This window comes from Streptomyces sp. NPDC059874 (assembly GCF_042731135.1).
GTDB lineage: Bacteria > Actinomycetota > Actinomycetes > Streptomycetales > Streptomycetaceae > Streptomyces.
In genome coordinates, this window is the sequence record NZ_JBHWJY010000004.1 from 107,410 (window position 1) to 124,126 (window position 16,717).

Genomic DNA, 16,717 nt, shown 5'->3' on the forward strand with positions numbered 1-16,717 from the left:
CTGCTGGACCGGATCCGCACCAACCGTGAGCACGTGGTGAGGCATGGCCTGGTGGCCACCCGGTCGACTGCCGGACTGCTCAGACGGGAACTCGGCCTGACCGTACGGGCGGTGGAGTCCGGGCCACACGGCCAACCGGTCACTCTTTCCGGCCGGTGAGCTTCTCGACCTTGCCCGCGGCTGTCTCAGCGCGCGACCGCGCCCGCGCTGCCGCTCGCTCTGCCTCGCGGTGGCGGGCGACCGCGTCCGTGCTCGCCGCCCGCGCCGCCTTCAAACGCTCCGTCGCGGCCCGTACGTCTTCGTCGGCCGCGGCCACGGCCGCGCGGGCCCGTTCCGCCAGGTCCCGCGCCACGGCCTGTGCGGCCTCCAGGCGCTCCGCCTCGGTTCGAGCCTCGGCCGCCTCAGCCCGGGCCTGCTGCTCACGCTCGCGGCGTGCCCGCACCGCCCGCGTGTCCGCATCCGGTTCCGGGGGTCGACCTGGCCGCGTCGCGGGCTCGGCGGGGCGGTCGGGCCGCTTCGGTCGGGGTGGAGCGGCGCCGGGCTGCGGTTCGAGGCCGGTGAATCCCCACGCCAGGTCCGGGGCCTTCACCAGCCGGCCCGCCGCCCATTGCGCGGCGACGTCGGCATCGGCGAGCACCGCATGGAGGATCTGCTCGACCTCGTGCAGCACCGGCTCGCTCACCGTCTGCCCCGCCTCGGCCGCCAGAGCACGCGCGGTACCCGCGAGCCGCCCGATCACCACGTGCTGCTCGTGCGACAGCGTCCGCAGCTGCTCGGCGTCCAGCGTCCGGTGCGCGGCACGGAGCGCCTCGCCCAGCCGGACGAGCTGCTGGGCCTCCTTCGGCCGGTGGCGTGCCAGTAGGCCGGCCGTCCACGCCGCGACCGTCGGCCGCCGCAGCGCGGCGATCGCGGCGGCAAGCCGCTTGTCCCCGGCCTTGCGGGCCCGGGCCACGTACCCGTCCCGGGCCGCGGTGAACTCCGCCGGCCGCAACCCGTACAGCTGCCCCGCCACCGACTCCACGTCCACGTCCACGTCCATGCGCGGCAGTCTCCCGCCCACACCGCAGCCCGGCCGGCACCCCACGGGACACCGCGCGTCGCCCAGCAGCACGAGGCCCTGGTCTGTGACTCCGCCCACCCTCCCTTGACCTGGAAACGAAGGGATACCTAAGTTCGATTCCATGGCCCCTCACCACCCCATCCCTTCCCCGGACGAGCCCGGCGCCTCCGGCGCGTCCGCGCTGGTCGACTTCGAGGTGGACCTCACCTCGCAGGAGGTGCTCCGGCGCGCCCAGGTGATGGAAGCCCTCGGCCCGGACTGGGATCCGCTCGAGGTGCTGCTCGGCGAGGAGGCCGCGTACGACCTGCTGTACTCCGGACTCGACGCGCAGCAGCAGCGCCTCTACGACGACCTGGTCGCGGCCGGTGTGCTGCCGGCGAGGGGAGACGGCCGTGCTGCCGCTTGACCCGCAGGCCGACCCCGGGCGACGTGCCTGGGTGGCCTGCCCGAAGTGCGATGACGCCCAGGGTTGTGAGCCCTGCGAGCAGCGGCGGACCTGCTCGACGCACTGGCGCTACCTGCTCACCAACACCGGCAGCCTGCTCCACCTGCAGTGCCCCGCGTGTACGCACGTCTGGGTGCACGAGAGCGGTTTTGGCGCCACCCGCTCCGTGTGGAACCGCGTCGTCGGCGCTCTGCCCCGCTTCTCGGCGTAACCGGCACGCGCGGGCGAGACCGCGTCGCCGGACCACGGTCGATGCCCTCGCTGTCCGCCTCCCCCTCAGCCGGCGGTGATCAGCGGCGCTGCCTCCGCCGCACCGCGGTGTGGACGAGCCATCCCGCTCCCGCGCCGACCCCGTACCAGAAGAGGTCGGGTGCGTTGAAAGTCGACCCGAGCACGAGCCGGGCGACGACACTGCGCTCGGAGAGTTCCGCCGGTACCGCGCTGAGCTGGAGGAACTCGACCGCCCAGCTGAAGGCCAGCGCGCTCGCGGCGGCCCTCAGGGGCGTCACCCGTGGGGCGACCAGAACGACAAGGGTCATGATCAGGACCGTGTAGAGCGCGTCTCCGCCGTACTTGGCCACGCTCCCCGCCGTCACGGCCCTCAACCCCAGCCCCATAACGACGGTCACCAGAGCGGCCACGGCTGCCGCCGCACGGCTCCGGACCAGGTCGACGGCGGTTCGGTCACGGGTTCCGGGTAGGACGATCACAGGGTCATACTGCCGGACGCCTGACGCCCAGCGAGTACTGAACGCCACCCACGGTTGGCCGCCGCCGCTGCACGCCCCGGGAGGGTCAGCGCGCGCGTACGCCGTCAATGGCGATCGCCAGCAGCAGGTCGGCCTCGGCCGGGCCGTCGATGTCCCGCTCGGTGGCCAGCGCGATGGCGCCGACGAGCTTCAGCAACAGGTCGATGGTGACCTCGGGGCGTACGGCGTCCGCCGCTCGGGCGCGTGCAAGGAGGGATTCTCCGGCCGCGGTGATCACGGCGTGACAGGTCTCGCCCAGAGCCGGGTCCGCGTCGCGCATCAGCGACGCCCCAAGGCCCCGGTTGGCCACGGCGTGCGCGCCGACGGCGTGGAGCCAGGTGGACAGCGCCCGACCCGGGTCGGGTTCGGTGAGCAGATCGTCCGCCTTCGCGCACAGGGCTTCCACCCGGCCCTTGAAGACGGTCTCCAGGAGCGCATGCCGGGAGGGGAAGTGCCGGTGCAGGGTCGCCGAGCCGACTTCGGCACGGCGCGCGACCTCCTCCAGGGAGACGTCGGCGCCTTGCTCGGCGATCAAGGCACCGGCTGCGGCCACGATCTTTTCGACGTTGCGGCGGGCGTCGGCGCGCAGTGGCCGGCGGGGTGGGATCGCGGTGTCCCTGGGCACGGTGACTCCTGGGGCTTGATAAATGGGGTGGCCCTCCATATTGTAGCGACCTATAAACGGGGGGCCACCCCACTTAGTCTGCGGCGGCGGCCCTTCTTCGCGGGACGGGACGGAGAAGAACGTGAGCTTGACGCAGAGGACCATCGCGGTGGTGGGTGCGACCGGCCTGCAGGGCAGCGCGGTCGCGCATCACCTGCTCCGCGACGGCTGGCAGGTACGCGTGCTGACGCGCGACCCGAAGGGGGCGCGGGCCACGGCGCTGGCGCGGGCAGGCGCGCAGGTGGTGCGGGCTCAGATGGAGGACCTCGACTCCCTGACCACCGCGGCGGAGGGCGCCTGGGGCTTGTTCAGCGTCCAGCCCACCGTCGGCTCGCCCGGCACCGCGCCGGACTTCACCACCGAGGACGAGGTGCGGTGGGGCGTGAACGTCGCCGAGGCAGCGCACGCCGCCGACATCGGCCACTTCGTCTTCACCTCGGTCGCCGGAGCGGACCGACACCTCGAGGAGAAGCTGCCGGTGAACCTGGTCAGCAAGTGGCGGATCGAGCAGCACATCGCGGCGCTCGGCCTGCCCGCGACAATCCTGAGGCCGGTCTCCTTCATGGAGAACCTGACCGGCGCATACGCGCTGCGGAACGGGAACCTGTCCACCGGACTCGCGCCGGACGTTCCCCAGCAGTTCATGGCCGTCGACGATGTCGGCGCCGTCGCCGCGCTGGCGTTCTCCCGGCCGGAGGAGTGGATCGGCAGGGCGGTCTCCCTGGCCGGGGACGAACTCACGCCGGTTCGGATTGCCGCGGCCGTCGGCCAGGCGCTCGGCATACCGCTGCCCTACGTTCAGGTTCCGATCGACGCGATCCGGACCGTGAGCGAAGACTTCGCCTACGCCAACGAGTGGCTCAACGATCGCGGCTACCGCGCGGACGTCCACGCCACCCGGAAGATCCATCCGGACGCGATGGACTTCAACACCTGGCTGGAGCGCACCGGCGCGGCCCGGATCGCCACGTTCCTCGCCTCCGCGCGCACAGCGGAGCAGGACGCATAAGCGCCCGGGTGGGGGCCTGGCGACCCTCACGGCCGAGTGGGTAGGGCGGCCGTCACGCCGGCGCGATGTCACATCCGGCGCCGCTGCGCTGTCCTCACTACGGAACCGAGAGAAAGGGATCGTCAGGATGAAGGCCGTCATCGTGTGCGTCTCCGTGTCGCACGGCAATACGCGTCGTGTCGCCGACACCATGGCCCAGGTGCTGGGTGCGAAGGTCGTTGCCCCCGAGGAGGCCGACGCGGGGGAACTGGCCGAGGCCGATCTGGTGGGGTTCGGCTCGGGAGTTTTCTACAGCAGGCTCCACCCCCGCCTGACCGGCTTCGTCAAAGCACTTCCCGGCGCGCAGGGCGCTGGGGCATTCGTGTTCGCCACCAGTGGGCTGCCCGAAGTGCCGCTTGCGCCTTTCACGCGCCCTCTGGTTCGCCTCCTCGGAGACAAGGGCTTCGAGGTGAACGGCAGCTTCTCGTGCCGGGCGCTCGACACCTGGACACCCTTCAAGCTCGTCGGCGGCATCAACAAGCAGCGGCCGAGCGCCGGGGATTTGAGCGCCGCGCGGGCGTTCGCCGAGCGGCTGCGGGACGGTGGACCCCGCCCTTGACGTCCGTTACGCCCTGTAGCGGCGGCGCGACGTGAAGGTGTCGCTTCGGTTCGCGCCGCCGGCCGGGGCGTGGCGTACTGGAATGGAGACGACCGGACGGCGCTTCGACTTCGCGGCGCGGTCCGTGCCAAATTTTGCATGATCATGCGTCGTACTGCATACTCTTCCTATGTCTAAGGTCCTCACCTCCCTTCCCGCCGGCGAGCGCGTCGGCATCGCCTTCTCGGGCGGGCTCGACACCTCGGTCGCGGTCGCGTGGATGCGCGACAAGGGCGCCGTCCCCTGCACGTACACCGCCGACATCGGCCAGTACGACGAGCCCGACATCGCCTCCGTGCCCGGCCGCGCGAAGGCCTACGGTGCCGAGATCGCGCGCCTGGTCGACTGCCGCGCGGCGCTCGTCGAGGAGGGTCTGGCCGCGCTCACCTGCGGGGCGTTCCACATCCGCTCGGGCGGGCGTGCCTACTTCAACACCACGCCGCTCGGCCGCGCCGTCACGGGCACCCTCCTGGTCCGGGCGATGCTCGAGGACAACGTCCAGATCTGGGGCGACGGCTCGACCTTCAAGGGCAACGACATCGAGCGGTTCTACCGCTACGGCCTGCTCGCCAACCCGCACCTGCGGATCTACAAGCCCTGGCTGGACGCGGACTTCGTGACCGAGCTCGGCGGCCGCAAGGAAATGTCGGAGTGGCTGCTGGCGCACGACCTGCCCTACCGCGACAGCACCGAGAAGGCGTACTCCACCGACGCCAACATCTGGGGCGCCACCCACGAGGCGAAGACCCTGGAGCACCTGGACACCGGCGTGGAGACGGTGGAGCCGATCATGGGCGTGCGGTTCTGGGACCCGTCGGTCGAGATCGCCACCGAGGACGTGACGATCGGCTTCGACCAGGGTCGCCCCGTGACGATCAACGGCAAGGAGTTCTCCTCCCCCGTCGACCTCGTGATGGAGGCGAACGCGATCGGCGGCCGGCACGGCCTGGGCATGTCGGACCAGATCGAGAACCGGATCATCGAGGCCAAGAGCCGCGGGATCTACGAGGCGCCCGGCCTGGCCCTGCTGCACGCGGCGTACGAGCGCCTGGTCAACGCGATCCACAACGAGGACACCCTCGCCCAGTACCACAACGAGGGACGGCGCCTCGGCCGGCTGATGTACGAGGGCCGCTGGCTGGACCCGCAGGCGCTGATGATCCGCGAGTCGCTTCAGCGCTGGGTCGGCGCGGCCGTCACCGGTGAGGTGACGCTGCGACTGCGGCGCGGTGAGGACTACTCGATCCTCAACACCACGGGCCCGGCGTTCAGCTACCACCCGGACAAGCTGTCCATGGAGCGCACCGAGGACTCGGCCTTCGGCCCGGTGGACCGGATCGGCCAGCTCACCATGCGCAACCTCGACATCGCCGACTCGCGCGCCAAGCTGGAGCAGTACGTCGGCCTCGGCCTGATCGGCACCGGCCACCCCGCCGTCGGCGCCGCCCAGGCGGCCGCGACCGGACTGATCGGCAGCATGCCCGAGGGCGGCGCCGAGGCGATCGCCTCCCGCGGCGAGGTCTCCGAGGACGAGGAGATGCTGGACCGCGCGGCCATGGAGTCCGGCACGGACTGACCGGGCCCGTCGAGCGGAAGGCTCGGCACCCCTGAGGGGATGCGCCAGCGGAAGGGCCGGCTCGGCGGCGAGAACGCCGAGCCGGCCCTTCCGGCGTCCGGGGCCGCGCTCGGGAAGTCGGCGTGCAGAGCGCTACTGGTACCGACGGCCGGTAGCGGAGGCGAAGCCCAGCCAGGTGTGGCGGTTGCCCCACCAGCACCAGCCGACCTTCGGGGCGTTGCGCCGCTCGCGGCCGTCCCTGCCCGTTCCGTTGCTGATCCAGATGGCCGGGGTACGGGCGTCCAGCGCGCCGTTCGCCTTGCGCAGCCTGGAGCCGATGGTCATGAAGCAGCGGTTGCGTTCGAGGACCGCGGGCTGCTGGAGCACCCAGTGGATGCCTTCGGTGAGCAGCAGCGGGGTCCGGTTCTCCTCGGTGAGCGCGGGCAAGGCCTCGTCCGGACTCCAGTCGGCCATGTGCTCGCCGCGGTCGAGACCGGTGACGAGGTAGAGGGGCGCGTCGGGCAGCTCGACGCCACAGGGGGCGAAGCGGTCGACGTCGGGCATGTCGGTGACGACGAAGCCGGGCTTGCCGTCGTGGCGGAGCAGCGGCGCGAGGGCGGAGGCCGGGACCCGGTCCGGGTGGACGGCGAGCAGGGCCTCGCCGTCTCCGCCGCCGATGTCCTCGGCGAAGGTGCGCAGCTCGGCGGCGGATATCCCCGCCGGCTCGTGCACCCCCAGCCCGATCAGGCGTTCTGCCTGGATGGCGAGCGGCGGGAGAGGGGGCACGGTGGGCGTGGGCGAGCCGTCGGGCGTGTCCTGTCGCATGACCGACGCCGCCTTCTCCGCCTGTGCATCGAGCCCCGTCTCCGTACGGACGCCACGCCCTTCCAGGGCATCCGCCGGCGCGGACTCGAAGTCGGCCCGCGGCTGTCGCTCGCTCGGACGGTCACTGCGCATGCTCGTACCTTCCTCGGACGACACGGATAGCCCGAACCGCATCGTCCGTCCAGTGTGCGCGGTACGGGTGCCGAGGCGACGGGAGTGTTTACGCCGAACCGGCGGAAGGAGTGCGGATCCGGGGGCGCCCAGGTGCGATGACGACAGGTCCGGGTGTGTCGATGCCGACCGGAATCCCTGCCGTCCGGCACGGTTGGGCGCAGCGTGCAGCCGTCCGCGTGTGGGGCGGCGCCCAGGGCACCTGTGAGGGGTTCGCATGGCCGAGAACGACACCTCCCGGACCAGCCGTCGTACCGTGCTGCTGGTCGCCGGATCGGCCGGGGCCGCCCTGCTGACCGCGGCCTGCTCCGGCCCGGTCGGCACGCGGGGTGCGGCCGGCCAGCCATCGGCCTCGCAGCCCCGGCCCTCGGGCGGCAGCAACGCGCCGACCTGTGTCCTCACCACCGAAGCGGGCGCGGGCCCGTACTACCTCGACCTGGACCGGGTCCGGTCCGACATCACGGAGGGTCGGGACGGTGTGCCGTTCCGATTGGACCTGACGGTGGTCCGGGTGTCGGACGGCTGCCGGCCGATCGCGGGCGCCCGCGTCGACGTGTGGCATGCCGATGCCTCGGGCGACTACTCCACCGGCGGCGCCACCTTCCTGCGCGGCACGCAGGTCACCGACGGCGCCGGCCGGTGCGTGTTCCGAACGATCGTGCCCGGCTGGTACGCGGGGCTGGCACCGCACATCCACTTCAAGGTGCACCCCGACACCCGTACCGAGACGACCTCTCAGTTCTTCTTCCCCGAGGAGCTCCTGCTGAAGGTGTACGCGCGCCGGCCCTACGCGCGGCGCCCCGCACCGAAGCACCCCAACGGCCGGGACAGCCGCTACAGGTCCGCCGGAGCCTCGATGACGCTGACCCCTTCGGCCGACGGCGAGGGCTACCGGGCCGCGTACACCGTGGGAATCGCCTGAGCCGGGCACCCACCCACGCAGAGGAGCCCGTCGCGCATGTCGCGCGACGGGCCCGTCTCTTGAGTGGCCGGGGCGGGATTTGAACCCGCGACCTCTGGGTTATGAGCCCAGCGAGCTGCCGACCTGCTCCACCCGGCGACCTCCACCGTAAGACGCCCTGGTGCGCGAGCGCGAGCGAATATCCGGGCGGACAGGTCACTCGTTCCGCGGGGTTCCGAGCCCCCCACCCCCGTGGGAGGGCTCCGCTCCTCGGCCGAACCGCCGGCGACGACTGCACCGTGCGAGAACGATCACCACGTTATGGCCGAGAAGATCACTTGGCCCAGGGCAGCGGACGCCGGCCAGGGGACCGTACGCGCCACAGGGGGACCCTGCGCGCCACAGTGGGGACAACAGGCCGCAAGGTCCGGCGATGATCTGGTAATACGCGCTGGTCTATGCTCAACCCCCGTGGTCTCGCATGCACATCAGGGAACGACGTCCTCCGCACTCGCCCGTCTGAGTGTCAATGCCGCGCGTCTGCTCGGGGTACCCGCGCACGGATACGCGCACCTGCTCGGCCTGGCGCCCGAGCACCTCAACGACGACTCGTGCCGAACCCCTGCGGCCACGGGCATTCGCCTCGCGGAACTGTCGACCACTCACGCGCCGTGGACCGAGCTCTCCGTGGTGCTGGCACAGCAGTCCAGCATCGGCGCGCTCGGGGTCTGGGACTACCTGATCACCTCCGCGCCCACCCCGCTCGAAGGGATCCGGGACGCCTCGGCCTACTTCGCCGCCGTCGCCGACACCAGCACGGACGGCCTTCGGGTCACCGAGGACGGCGAGCGGATCACCATCAGCCACGTCAACCAGGCCGATCTGACCTACGAAGCGGCCTGCGCCATCCGCGCCTACGCACTCGGCCTCTACCAACGGCGCCTCGGTGAGGCCGCGCAGCGCCGCCTCGTTCCCGTCCAGGTCGCCCTGGCCGCCAAGGCGCCGCGCCGGTACGACGCGCTGACCGAGCTCTACGGGACCCGCAGCATCGACTTCGAGGCCCCGGACACCTCGATCACCTTCCTGGCCTCCGACCTCAGAGCCCCGAACCCACACGCCCAGCCCGGCCTGTCGAGCGTGCTACGACGCCACGCCGAGCAGACCCTCGCCACCGCGATCCCGCTGCACAACTGGTTGGACCTCTTCCGCACCGCTCTGGCCGCCGCCGCCCACGACGACGGCACTCCCGCGCTGGCCACCGTGGCGCTGCGCATGGCCCTCAGCCCGCGAACCCTCCAGCGCCGCCTCGACGAACACGGCACCACGTGGAGCCACGAGCTCGAAACCGTACGCCGGGCCCACATCACGCGGCTGCTCCACGACACCAACCTGAGCATCGACTCGATCGCCGCCCGGAGCGGATACGCCGACGCCCGCGCCCTGCGCCGCGCGGTCCAACGCTGGTACGGCACCACCCCCGGCAACCTGCGCCGCACCGGGCGTTGACCCGCGTTGCGTCCTACCGCGGTGCACGGATCAGAACAGGCTCGGCACCCGCGTCCAGACGAGCACGGTGACGACGAGGTGCAGCGCACACACTGCCCATGCCGCCTTCCACCTGCGTGAGACCACGGCCGTCATCCCGAGGAAGAGGGTGGACAGGATGAGGCAGAGGTTGGCTCCGGCGCGGATGTCCTGGTCGTCCGTCGGGGACAGCTCCCTGCCCATCGCCGGAAGGCTCAGGGCCAACATGAAGACGGCGATGGCGTAGAGGGCGGCGGCGGAGGCGCCCCGCAGCCACAGCGCCAGGGTTCGGTTCGCGAACATCACGGTCATTCCGCCGAGTTGGACGGGCCGTCCATGGTCCAGGCGGAGTGGTGGGCGGTGAACCCGATGTGCGGGTAGTAGTTCACGGCCGCCGGGGCCGAGAGCAGGATCAGCTTGGCCTGCGGCGCGGCCTCCCGGGTGACCCGGATGAGGTCGCGGCCCACGCCCTGGCCCTGGTACGCGACGTCGACGGCGAGGTCGCTGAGGTAGGTGGCGTAGGCGCCGTCGGTCATCGAGCGGGCGATGCCGATGAGACGGCCGTCCTCGTCGCGGGCGACGACGACGAGGTTGGCGCCGGCGAGCATCCGCGTGAAGCGCCGGGCGTCCTCCACGGGGCGGCGCTCGGCGAGGGTGGACGCCCGGTAGAGGGCGGCCGCTTCCTCGACGTCGAGGGCGCCACCGATGACCTGTTCACACTTCCACATGCCGGTACTGCTCCTTGCCGAGTTCTTCGAGTCGGGTCTTGAGGCGTCGAGGAGTTCACCGGGGACGGTGACGCCGCGGGTCGCCGGCCGCCGGCCGCCGATTGCGCACGACCGTGACTACCCCCACACGCAGACGGTAATAGATCAGATGCCTTGATGGCTATTACGGATCCGGGATTCCTCACAGAGGGCCCACCGACAGCGGGGCTTTGGGCCCTCGCCTGACGCCAGGCATCTATCCATCACCTGTCACATGTGAAATATTACCCGCGCTGCGGTGCTCACCGTCGGGCTCAATTCACGGAAAGGCAAGCCACTTTGCGCAGACTCGCTGCGGTGGGAGCGGCGATATCCCTCGCCGCCCTCACCCTCCTCTCCACCCCCGCGCTCGCCGCCACCCCTCCGCCCGCCCCACCCCTCGGCGCACCGCGGGCCGAGCACTCCCCCGCTCCCCCGCCCGCCCCGTTGGAGCTCCAGCGTCAGGCCCTGCGGCGCCAGGCCCTCGAAAGCGTGGCGGCGGGCGGCGGCGCCGCCGGTCTGCGCGCCGAAGCGGACGGCACGCTCCCGCGTACCGCGAAGATCGGCAAGCGGTACGTCGAACTCGCCCAGGAGCGCAAGGACAAGGTCTTCGTCATCCTCGCCGAGTTCGGCAAGCAGACGGACCCCCGCTTCGGCGGGACGCCGGGCCCGCTGCACAACACCATCGGGAAGCCCGCCCGGGACGACAACCACACGCTGTGGCGCCGCGACTTCGGACGGGACTACTACCAGCGGCAGTTCTTCTCCACCGAGCCCGGTTCGGCGTCCATGCGCGCCTACTACCGGCTCCAGTCCTCCGGCCGCTACGACATGGACGGCACCGTCACCGACTGGGTCAAGCTTCCCTTCAACGAGGCCCGTTACGGCACCGACAACTGCACCGAGTCGGGCCAGTGCCGCACCAACTGGGACATGATCCGGGACGCCACCGCCGCCTGGTACGACGCCGAGCGCGCGAAGGGCCGTACGCCCGACCAGATCAAGGCACAGCTCGCCGAGTACGACGTGTGGGACCGCTACGACGCCGACCACGACGGGAACTTCGACGAGCCGGACGGCTACCTCGACCACCTCGTCGTCGTGCACGCGGGCAAGGACCAGACCTGGGGCGGCGGCGCGCAGGGCAAGGACGCCGTCTGGGCGCACCGCTGGTTCGCGTACTGGAACCAGGCCGGCAGCGCGGGCCCCGAGGGCAACAAGGCCGGCGGCACACCGGTCGGCGACACCGGCATCTGGGCCGGCGACTATCTCACCGGCGGCGAGAACAGCGGAGCCGGGCTGTTCTCCCACGAGTTCGGGCACGATCTGGGTCTGCCCGACCTCTACAGCTCGGACGGGGACAACAGCGTCAACTTCTGGTCCCTCATGTCCTCGGCCTCCTACCTCGGCAAGGGCGCCAACACCACGGGCGAGTTCCCCGGCGACCTCGACCCGTGGAGCAAGCTCCAACTCGGCTGGCTGGAGTACACGGAGGCCGACACGGGCCGCAAGACGCGCGCGGTGCTGGGCGTCTCCGGCTACAACACCGAAGACCCACAGGCCCTGCTGGTCCACCTGCCGCCCTCGGTGACCCGTACCGAGCTGACCGACCCGTACGAGGGCACCAGCCAGTGGTGGAGCGGCACCGGCGACTTCATGGACAACACCCTCGGGCGCCCGGTCGACCTCACGGGCTTCGGCTCCGCGCGGCTGGACGCCCGGGTCTGGTACGACATCGAGCAGGACTTCGACTTCCTGACGGTGGAGGCCTCCACGGACGACGGGGTGAACTGGGCGCCGCTGCCGGGCACCGTCGACGGTGCCGCCATCCCGGAGAAGGGGGTCTCCGGCACCTCGTCCGGTTGGCGCGAACTGGGCGTCCCCCTCGACCGGTTCGCGGGACGGAGCATCCAGCTGCGGCTGCGCGTCACCTCGGACGGCAACACCCATGGCAAGGGCGTCACCATCGACGACCTGCGCATCACGGCGGACGGCCGGGAGCTGCTGCGCGACGGCGCGGAAGGCGGCGCGAACGGCTGGACGGCGCAGAAGTGGTCACGCACGGAGGGCCGGACGGGCATCGCGCAGCATCCGCGCGCCTACTTCGCGGAGAGCCGCCGCTACACGGGCTACGGCAGCCTGCTGAAGACCGGCCCGTACAACTTCGGTTTCGGCGGGGACAAGGTGGAGTTCTACCCGTACCAGCAGGGCGTGTTGATCTGGCTCTGGGACACCGCCTACAGCGACAACACCACCAAGGCCCACCCGGGCGGCGGTCTGCTGCTGCCGGTCGACGCCCGTCCGCAGCCGTTGCGGTTCTCGGACGGAACCCTGCTCAACGCGCGCGCCCAGACCTTCGACGCGCCGTTCTCCCTCCGGGCGACCGAGCGGATCGTGCTGCACAAGGCGGGCTCCCCGGTGGTGATCCCGTCGCGGCCGGGGGTCGCGGTGTTCGACGACCGGCACGGCTCGTACTGGAATGCCGAACTGCCTCAACTCGGGGTCCGGGTCCCGGACACGGGAACCCGGATCACGGTGGAGAAGGAGGCCTCGGGCGGTGCCCGCACCACCCTCCAGGTCAGCCCGTCCCCCTGACGCCCCGCGTCACGCCGACGGCGGTGAGAACGGACCGCCGTCGGCGAAGGCCAACTTCGCGAAGCGTTCCCCGATGAGGCGGTGCGTCGCGGCGTCCGGGTGGAGGTTGTCGGGCAGCGGCAGTTCGGATTCGTCCGAGGGTCCGTACAGTTCCCGCCCGTCGAGGTAGTACAGGTTCGCGTCGTCCACGGACCGCTCCCGCACGATGCGTGCCAGTTCCTCCCGGACGATGTCGAGGGTCAGCTTTCCGGCGGCGACTTCCGCCGCGTCGCCGGTGGCCCGGAACGTCAGCTGCCCGGTGGCGAGGGAGTCCGGGTCGACCGCGGTGGGGCCCGGGGTGTCCTCGTGTACCGGGCACAGGACCGGTGAGACGACGAGCAGCGGCGTCGCGGGGTGGCCCTCGCGGATGGTGTCGAGGAACCCGTGCACGGCGGGGCCGAAGGCACGCCTTCGCATCAGGTCGTGATTGACCAGGTTGATGCCCAGCTTGACGCTGATCAGGTCGGCGGCGGTGTCGCGCATCGCGCGGGCGGTGAAGGGGTCGAGCAGCGCGCTGCCGCCGAACCCGAGGTTCAGCAGGTCCGCGCCGCCGAGCGCCGCCGCGAGTGCGGGCCATATGCCGGTGGGGCTCGTGGCGTTGGAACCGTGGCTGATCGAACTGCCGTGGTGCAGCCAGACCGGCCGGCCGCGGTCGGGCAGCGGTTCCACCGGTGCGTCGGTGCGCAGCGCGATCACTTCGGTGGTCTCGTCGTACGGCAGCCAGATCTCGACGTCCTTTGCGTCGGACGACAGGCCGGTGAAACGGACCGTGGACGGCGGGCCAGGCCGGTGCTCCGTACTCCCGTCCCGCATGTCGATGACGAGGGTGTTGCCACCGTCCGCGGTGCCCTGCGCGGCGAGCCGGCCGTCGACGAGCAGGTCGTACACTCCGTCCGGTCGGGGCGGCGCGCCCGCGTAGACGCGCTTGGTGGGCAGGGTGTCGAGTTCGACGGCGGTGGCCCCGGTGCGGAACGCCAACCGCACGCCGGAGGGCTGGCTCTCGGCCATGGCCAACTGCCCGTCGGTGTTCTGGACGCGGGCCCGGGCCGGCAGCCGGTGCGGCAGCAGTCCGTGCGCGGTCCGCTCCAATTCGATGGCGCCGCGAAGCAGTTCGGCGGTGATCGCGGTGGTGGTCCAGTTCGGTTCTGAGGTCATCGTCTGCTCCTGTGGGTCGCACCGGGCGTCGGGTGGGGCGGTCAGGGTGTGGGCCAGTTGCGCAGCAGGGAGTCGAGGGCGTCGATGACGCGTTCCCAGCTTTCCCGGCTGTCGGGGGCGCTGTGGCTGAAGCCGCCGGCGTTTTCGAGGCTGACGTAGCCGTGGAAGAGGCTGCCGAGCAGTCGGACGGCGTGGGTCTGCTCGGGTTCTGCCAGGTCGTAGCCCCGCAGGATGGCTCGGGTCATGCGTGCGTGCCGTACGCCGGCACTGGCCAGAGCGGTCTCGGTGTCGAGCGGGAACTGGGTCGCGGCGTAGCGGCCGGGGTGCCGGCGGGCGTACTCGCGGAAGACGCCCGCGTACGCGGCGAGAGCGTCCTTCCCAGACCGCCCGGCCACGGCGTCGGCGGCCCGGTCGGCCATCTCCTCCAGCGAGAGCAACGCGATGCCGGTCTTCAGCTCGTGGGAGTTCTTCACGTGCGAGTACAGGCTCGCCACCTTGACGTCGAAGCGCCGCGCGAGCTCCGACAAGGTCACCCGCTCGAAGCCGAGCTCGTCCGCCAGCTCCGCCCCGGCACGCACCAGCCGCTCCGCGGTCAGCCCGACCCGTCCCGCCATCGCTTCCCCCTCGGTTGACCTAAAAGGAGTATGCACTTGCCTAAAACCTTTAGGCAAATTCTGATACGACACAGGCGCAGGCGCGGGTGCTTCACCCGCGGCGCAGTCGGATCGAACCGCAAATCCTTCCCAACTTCCCTGCCGTCACAGGAAAACGGTCAAGCCGCAGCCAAAGAATCCCGACACTCTTGCCGCGGACGGCCACCCACGCTTCACTGTCGATCACCCCACAGGAGGACCCCGACCCCACGACATCGAAGGGCTTCCCTTGACTGCCGTACCCGCACGCCTGAGTGCCGTCACCGCCGCCGCATGCGCCCTGGTCCTCGGCGCGGCCCTGCCGTCCTCGGCGATCAACTCGTACAACGCGGCCCCCGCGCCGGAGCGCACGGAGGTGGGCGCCCTCGTCGCCACCTGGGACAACGACGACGACCCCGCCACCCCTGACCGGGTCGACTGGGTGTGCTCCGGCACCATGATCGACGCGGACACCTTCCTGACCGCCGCGCACTGCACCACCGACTGGCCGGCGAACGTGAAGTTCTACGTGTCCCTCGACCAGGACGTGCAGGCCGGCCTCGACAAGGCCTCGGCCGAACACCCCGGCGACCCGGCGGCCGTGGCGAAGGCCGTCGCCGTGGCGGGGATCGCGCACAACCACCCCGACTACCCGGGTCCCGCGGCGGACCGTCACGACATCTCGGTGATCGAGCTGCCCGCCGCCCAGGTCAGGGCCCGGTGGGCCTTCACCCCGGCCGTGCTCCCCAAGGCCGGAGCTCTCGACGCGCTCGGCCCGCAGGGGCTGCACGACACTCCCTTCTCCGTTGCCGGGTACGGGACGCAGGAGGCCGTACGCGGCCCCGGGGGCCACACCCACCCCGGCGGCGGCGTCCGCATGAAGGCTCCCGTCACCTTCGACGCCCTCAACAACGCCTGGGTGCGCCTGGCCATGACGGCCCCTCAGGGCAACGGCGGGGCCTGCTACGGCGACTCGGGCGGCCCCAACTTCGCCACCCTGGGCGGCAAGCGGACCCTGGTCGCCACCACCATCACCGGTGACGGCCCCTGCTACGCCACGAACGTCTCGTACCGCCTGGACACCCCCGGGGCGCGGGCCTTCCTGTCGCCCTTCGCCAAGCTCCCCTAACCGGGCGCGGCTCGCCCTCCGCAGGTCGCCGACACCTGCGCGATGCGGAGGGCGAGCTGGAGCTCCAGCGCCTTCTCCGGGCGTTGCCAGTCCCGGCCGAGGGGCTGCCCGACGAAACCCCGAGGTCGGCCGGCGCGGCTCCGCGCCCGTCGTGGCCGAGGGCTCTGAGCGCGGACAGGCAGCGCAGGGCTTCCGCATGAGCGTCGGCGAAGCCTTCCGGGCCGGTGACGGGTCCCGCGGCGGCGACCGTCACCGGTGCGGCCACGGCCTGGCCCAGCTCTTCGGCGAGATGTGCGGCGCCGGCGCTCGGGGCGTCGGAGGGACAGACGAAGACCACCTCTTCGTGGTGCGTGCCGGCCAGTCCGTGGCGGGTCTGCGCGGTGCGGGCGGCTGCGGCCGGCAGTCGTGGCCGCGGGACGGCGGGCGCGTGCAGGACGAAGACCGAGTGCTGCCGACCCAGGTCGACCTTGAGCCGCCGGGCACGCGCCGCGAGGCTGCCGGGGTCGGCTGCCCGGGTGAGCAGGTCGCCCAGGAGTTCGCCGCAGATGCGGTCCTCGGTCTCCGCCACGGAGTAGCGCAGGAGGAGCAGCAGCGGGGTGACGACGCCGGCACGCCTGGGTGGCATCCGTGATCGCCGCCGCCTCGGACTCGGACACGTTCGCACCCCTGGCCTCCTCGGCGGGGCGGGTGAAGTGCTCCAGCGGCGCGCCCCGTGCCAGGAGGTCCAACAGGTCTCGCAGGGCGGTCCACGGCTGCCCGGTGCCGGGGGGCTTCGCGGTGGTGGGCATGGGGCGGTTCTCCGTGGTCGCGTACGGGGTGCCGAGCGGCGTGGTGCGGTGGTGTGCGGCGCCGTGATGGGTCTGCTGCCGGGGTGCCGAACG

At 71.6% G+C, this 16,717-nt stretch carries 18 protein-coding genes and 1 tRNA gene; 9 read left to right on the forward strand and 10 right to left on the reverse strand.

Annotation, left to right across the window (positions count from 1 at the left end; translation table 11 throughout):
- Positions 1 to 139 precede the first annotated feature (139 nt).
- Positions 140 to 1,039 carry a hypothetical protein gene (locus ACFV9H_RS03850; RefSeq protein ID WP_385392862.1) on the reverse strand — a complete coding sequence of 300 codons (900 nt, stop codon included), beginning with the start codon at positions 1,037 to 1,039 and terminating at the stop codon, positions 140 to 142.
- Positions 1,040 to 1,181: 142 nt separating this feature from the next.
- On the opposite strand from ACFV9H_RS03850, the gene ACFV9H_RS03855 reads away from it, so the two are divergent.
- Positions 1,182 to 1,466, forward strand: a complete 285-nt coding sequence (locus ACFV9H_RS03855) for a DUF6400 family protein (protein WP_385392864.1) — start codon at positions 1,182 to 1,184, stop codon at positions 1,464 to 1,466.
- The gene (locus ACFV9H_RS03860) at positions 1,453 to 1,716 is read left to right on the forward strand and encodes a hypothetical protein (RefSeq protein WP_385392867.1); all 264 of its coding nucleotides are present in this window, start codon (positions 1,453 to 1,455) and stop codon (positions 1,714 to 1,716) included. The genes ACFV9H_RS03855 and ACFV9H_RS03860 overlap by 14 nt, the downstream gene beginning before the upstream one ends.
- Positions 1,717 to 1,795: 79 nt before the next feature.
- On the opposite strand, the gene ACFV9H_RS03865 is transcribed toward ACFV9H_RS03860, so the two are convergent.
- Together ACFV9H_RS03865 and ACFV9H_RS03870 are read right to left on the reverse strand one after the other, a co-directional pair.
- Positions 1,796 to 2,122, reverse strand: a complete 327-nt coding sequence (locus ACFV9H_RS03865) for a DUF2809 domain-containing protein (RefSeq protein WP_385393082.1) — start codon at positions 2,120 to 2,122, stop codon at positions 1,796 to 1,798.
- A 178-nt stretch (positions 2,123 to 2,300) separates the two neighbouring features.
- A complete protein-coding gene (locus tag ACFV9H_RS03870) occupies positions 2,301 to 2,879 on the reverse strand; it encodes a TetR/AcrR family transcriptional regulator (protein ID WP_385392869.1) in 579 nt (192 codons plus the stop codon).
- 121 nt (positions 2,880 to 3,000) lie between these two features.
- Here ACFV9H_RS03870 and ACFV9H_RS03875 point away from each other — a divergent pair, with 121 nt between their 5' ends.
- From ACFV9H_RS03875 to argG, 3 genes are all read left to right on the forward strand, one after another.
- Complete coding sequence (locus ACFV9H_RS03875) at positions 3,001 to 3,927, forward strand: NmrA/HSCARG family protein (RefSeq protein WP_385392872.1); 927 nt, start codon at positions 3,001 to 3,003, stop codon at positions 3,925 to 3,927.
- Between the two features lie 127 nt (positions 3,928 to 4,054).
- On the forward strand, positions 4,055 to 4,525 hold the full coding sequence (locus tag ACFV9H_RS03880; RefSeq protein ID WP_385392875.1) for a flavodoxin family protein: 471 nt from the start codon (positions 4,055 to 4,057) through the stop codon (positions 4,523 to 4,525).
- A gap of 169 nt (positions 4,526 to 4,694) precedes the next feature.
- Positions 4,695 to 6,140, forward strand: a complete 1,446-nt coding sequence (argG, locus tag ACFV9H_RS03885) for an argininosuccinate synthase (RefSeq protein WP_385392877.1) — start codon at positions 4,695 to 4,697, stop codon at positions 6,138 to 6,140.
- 132 nt (positions 6,141 to 6,272) lie between these two features.
- Here the strand turns inward: argG and ACFV9H_RS03890 are convergent, their stop codons facing one another.
- The gene (locus ACFV9H_RS03890; RefSeq protein ID WP_385393085.1) at positions 6,273 to 6,944 is read right to left on the reverse strand and encodes a DUF5701 family protein; all 672 of its coding nucleotides are present in this window, start codon (positions 6,942 to 6,944) and stop codon (positions 6,273 to 6,275) included.
- Positions 6,945 to 7,332: 388 nt separating this feature from the next.
- Between ACFV9H_RS03890 and ACFV9H_RS03895 the strand changes: the two genes are divergently transcribed.
- Positions 7,333 to 8,037 (forward strand): intradiol ring-cleavage dioxygenase, encoded by a 705-nt coding sequence (locus tag ACFV9H_RS03895; RefSeq protein WP_385392879.1) that lies wholly within the window; start codon positions 7,333 to 7,335, stop codon positions 8,035 to 8,037.
- 64 nt (positions 8,038 to 8,101) lie between these two features.
- On the opposite strand, the gene ACFV9H_RS03900 is transcribed toward ACFV9H_RS03895, so the two are convergent.
- A tRNA-Met gene (locus tag ACFV9H_RS03900) sits at positions 8,102 to 8,175 on the reverse strand.
- 312 nt (positions 8,176 to 8,487) lie between these two features.
- Between ACFV9H_RS03900 and ACFV9H_RS03905 the strand changes: the two genes are divergently transcribed.
- Positions 8,488 to 9,522 carry a helix-turn-helix domain-containing protein gene (locus tag ACFV9H_RS03905; RefSeq protein ID WP_385392881.1) on the forward strand — a complete coding sequence of 345 codons (1,035 nt, stop codon included), beginning with the start codon at positions 8,488 to 8,490 and terminating at the stop codon, positions 9,520 to 9,522.
- A 30-nt stretch (positions 9,523 to 9,552) separates the two neighbouring features.
- On the opposite strand, the gene ACFV9H_RS03910 is transcribed toward ACFV9H_RS03905, so the two are convergent.
- Positions 9,553 to 9,843: a hypothetical protein gene (locus ACFV9H_RS03910; RefSeq protein ID WP_385392884.1), complete on the reverse strand. Its 291-nt coding sequence runs from the start codon at positions 9,841 to 9,843 to the stop codon at positions 9,553 to 9,555.
- Positions 9,844 to 9,848: 5 nt separating this feature from the next.
- Complete coding sequence (locus tag ACFV9H_RS03915) at positions 9,849 to 10,268, reverse strand: GNAT family N-acetyltransferase (protein WP_385392886.1); 420 nt, start codon at positions 10,266 to 10,268, stop codon at positions 9,849 to 9,851.
- Positions 10,269 to 10,604: 336 nt separating this feature from the next.
- Here ACFV9H_RS03915 and ACFV9H_RS03920 point away from each other — a divergent pair, with 336 nt between their 5' ends.
- A complete protein-coding gene (locus ACFV9H_RS03920; protein ID WP_385392888.1) occupies positions 10,605 to 12,881 on the forward strand; it encodes an immune inhibitor A domain-containing protein in 2,277 nt (758 codons plus the stop codon).
- 9 nt (positions 12,882 to 12,890) lie between these two features.
- Here ACFV9H_RS03920 and ACFV9H_RS03925 read toward each other — a convergent pair whose 3' ends face one another.
- Positions 12,891 to 14,075, reverse strand: a complete 1,185-nt coding sequence (locus tag ACFV9H_RS03925; RefSeq protein ID WP_385392890.1) for a GDSL-type esterase/lipase family protein — start codon at positions 14,073 to 14,075, stop codon at positions 12,891 to 12,893.
- Positions 14,076 to 14,116: 41 nt separating this feature from the next.
- Entirely contained in the window at positions 14,117 to 14,689 is a 573-nt protein-coding gene (locus tag ACFV9H_RS03930; RefSeq protein ID WP_385392893.1) for a TetR/AcrR family transcriptional regulator, read from the reverse strand.
- Positions 14,690 to 14,957: 268 nt separating this feature from the next.
- Between ACFV9H_RS03930 and ACFV9H_RS03935 the strand changes: the two genes are divergently transcribed.
- Positions 14,958 to 15,836, forward strand: a complete 879-nt coding sequence (locus tag ACFV9H_RS03935; protein ID WP_385392896.1) for a trypsin-like serine protease — start codon at positions 14,958 to 14,960, stop codon at positions 15,834 to 15,836.
- On the opposite strand, the gene ACFV9H_RS03940 is transcribed toward ACFV9H_RS03935, so the two are convergent.
- Positions 15,739 to 16,461, reverse strand: coding sequence for a hypothetical protein (locus tag ACFV9H_RS03940; protein ID WP_385392899.1), 723 nt, complete (start codon positions 16,459 to 16,461; stop codon positions 15,739 to 15,741). The two genes, ACFV9H_RS03935 and ACFV9H_RS03940, sit on opposite strands and share 98 nt — an antisense overlap.
- Between the last annotated feature and the right edge of the window lie 256 nt (positions 16,462 to 16,717).

Coding starts and splice junctions, on each gene's coding strand:
- ACFV9H_RS03925 (WP_385392890.1), bottom strand. CDS start 14,075: ATGACCTCAGAACCGAACTGGACCACCACCGCGATCACCGCCGAACTG.
- ACFV9H_RS03865 (WP_385393082.1), bottom strand. CDS start 2,122: ATGGGGCTGGGGTTGAGGGCCGTGACGGCGGGGAGCGTGGCCAAGTAC.
- ACFV9H_RS03930 (WP_385392893.1), bottom strand. CDS start 14,689: ATGGCGGGACGGGTCGGGCTGACCGCGGAGCGGCTGGTGCGTGCCGGG.
- ACFV9H_RS03850 (WP_385392862.1), bottom strand. CDS start 1,039: ATGGACGTGGACGTGGACGTGGAGTCGGTGGCGGGGCAGCTGTACGGG.
- ACFV9H_RS03895 (WP_385392879.1), top strand. CDS start 7,333: ATGGCCGAGAACGACACCTCCCGGACCAGCCGTCGTACCGTGCTGCTG.
- ACFV9H_RS03915 (WP_385392886.1), bottom strand. CDS start 10,268: ATGTGGAAGTGTGAACAGGTCATCGGTGGCGCCCTCGACGTCGAGGAA.
- ACFV9H_RS03855 (WP_385392864.1), top strand. CDS start 1,182: ATGGCCCCTCACCACCCCATCCCTTCCCCGGACGAGCCCGGCGCCTCC.
- ACFV9H_RS03880 (WP_385392875.1), top strand. CDS start 4,055: ATGAAGGCCGTCATCGTGTGCGTCTCCGTGTCGCACGGCAATACGCGT.
- ACFV9H_RS03890 (WP_385393085.1), bottom strand. CDS start 6,944: ATGCGACAGGACACGCCCGACGGCTCGCCCACGCCCACCGTGCCCCCT.
- ACFV9H_RS03910 (WP_385392884.1), bottom strand. CDS start 9,843: ATGTTCGCGAACCGAACCCTGGCGCTGTGGCTGCGGGGCGCCTCCGCC.
- argG (WP_385392877.1), top strand. CDS start 4,695: ATGTCTAAGGTCCTCACCTCCCTTCCCGCCGGCGAGCGCGTCGGCATC.
- ACFV9H_RS03940 (WP_385392899.1), bottom strand. CDS start 16,461: ATGCCACCCAGGCGTGCCGGCGTCGTCACCCCGCTGCTGCTCCTCCTG.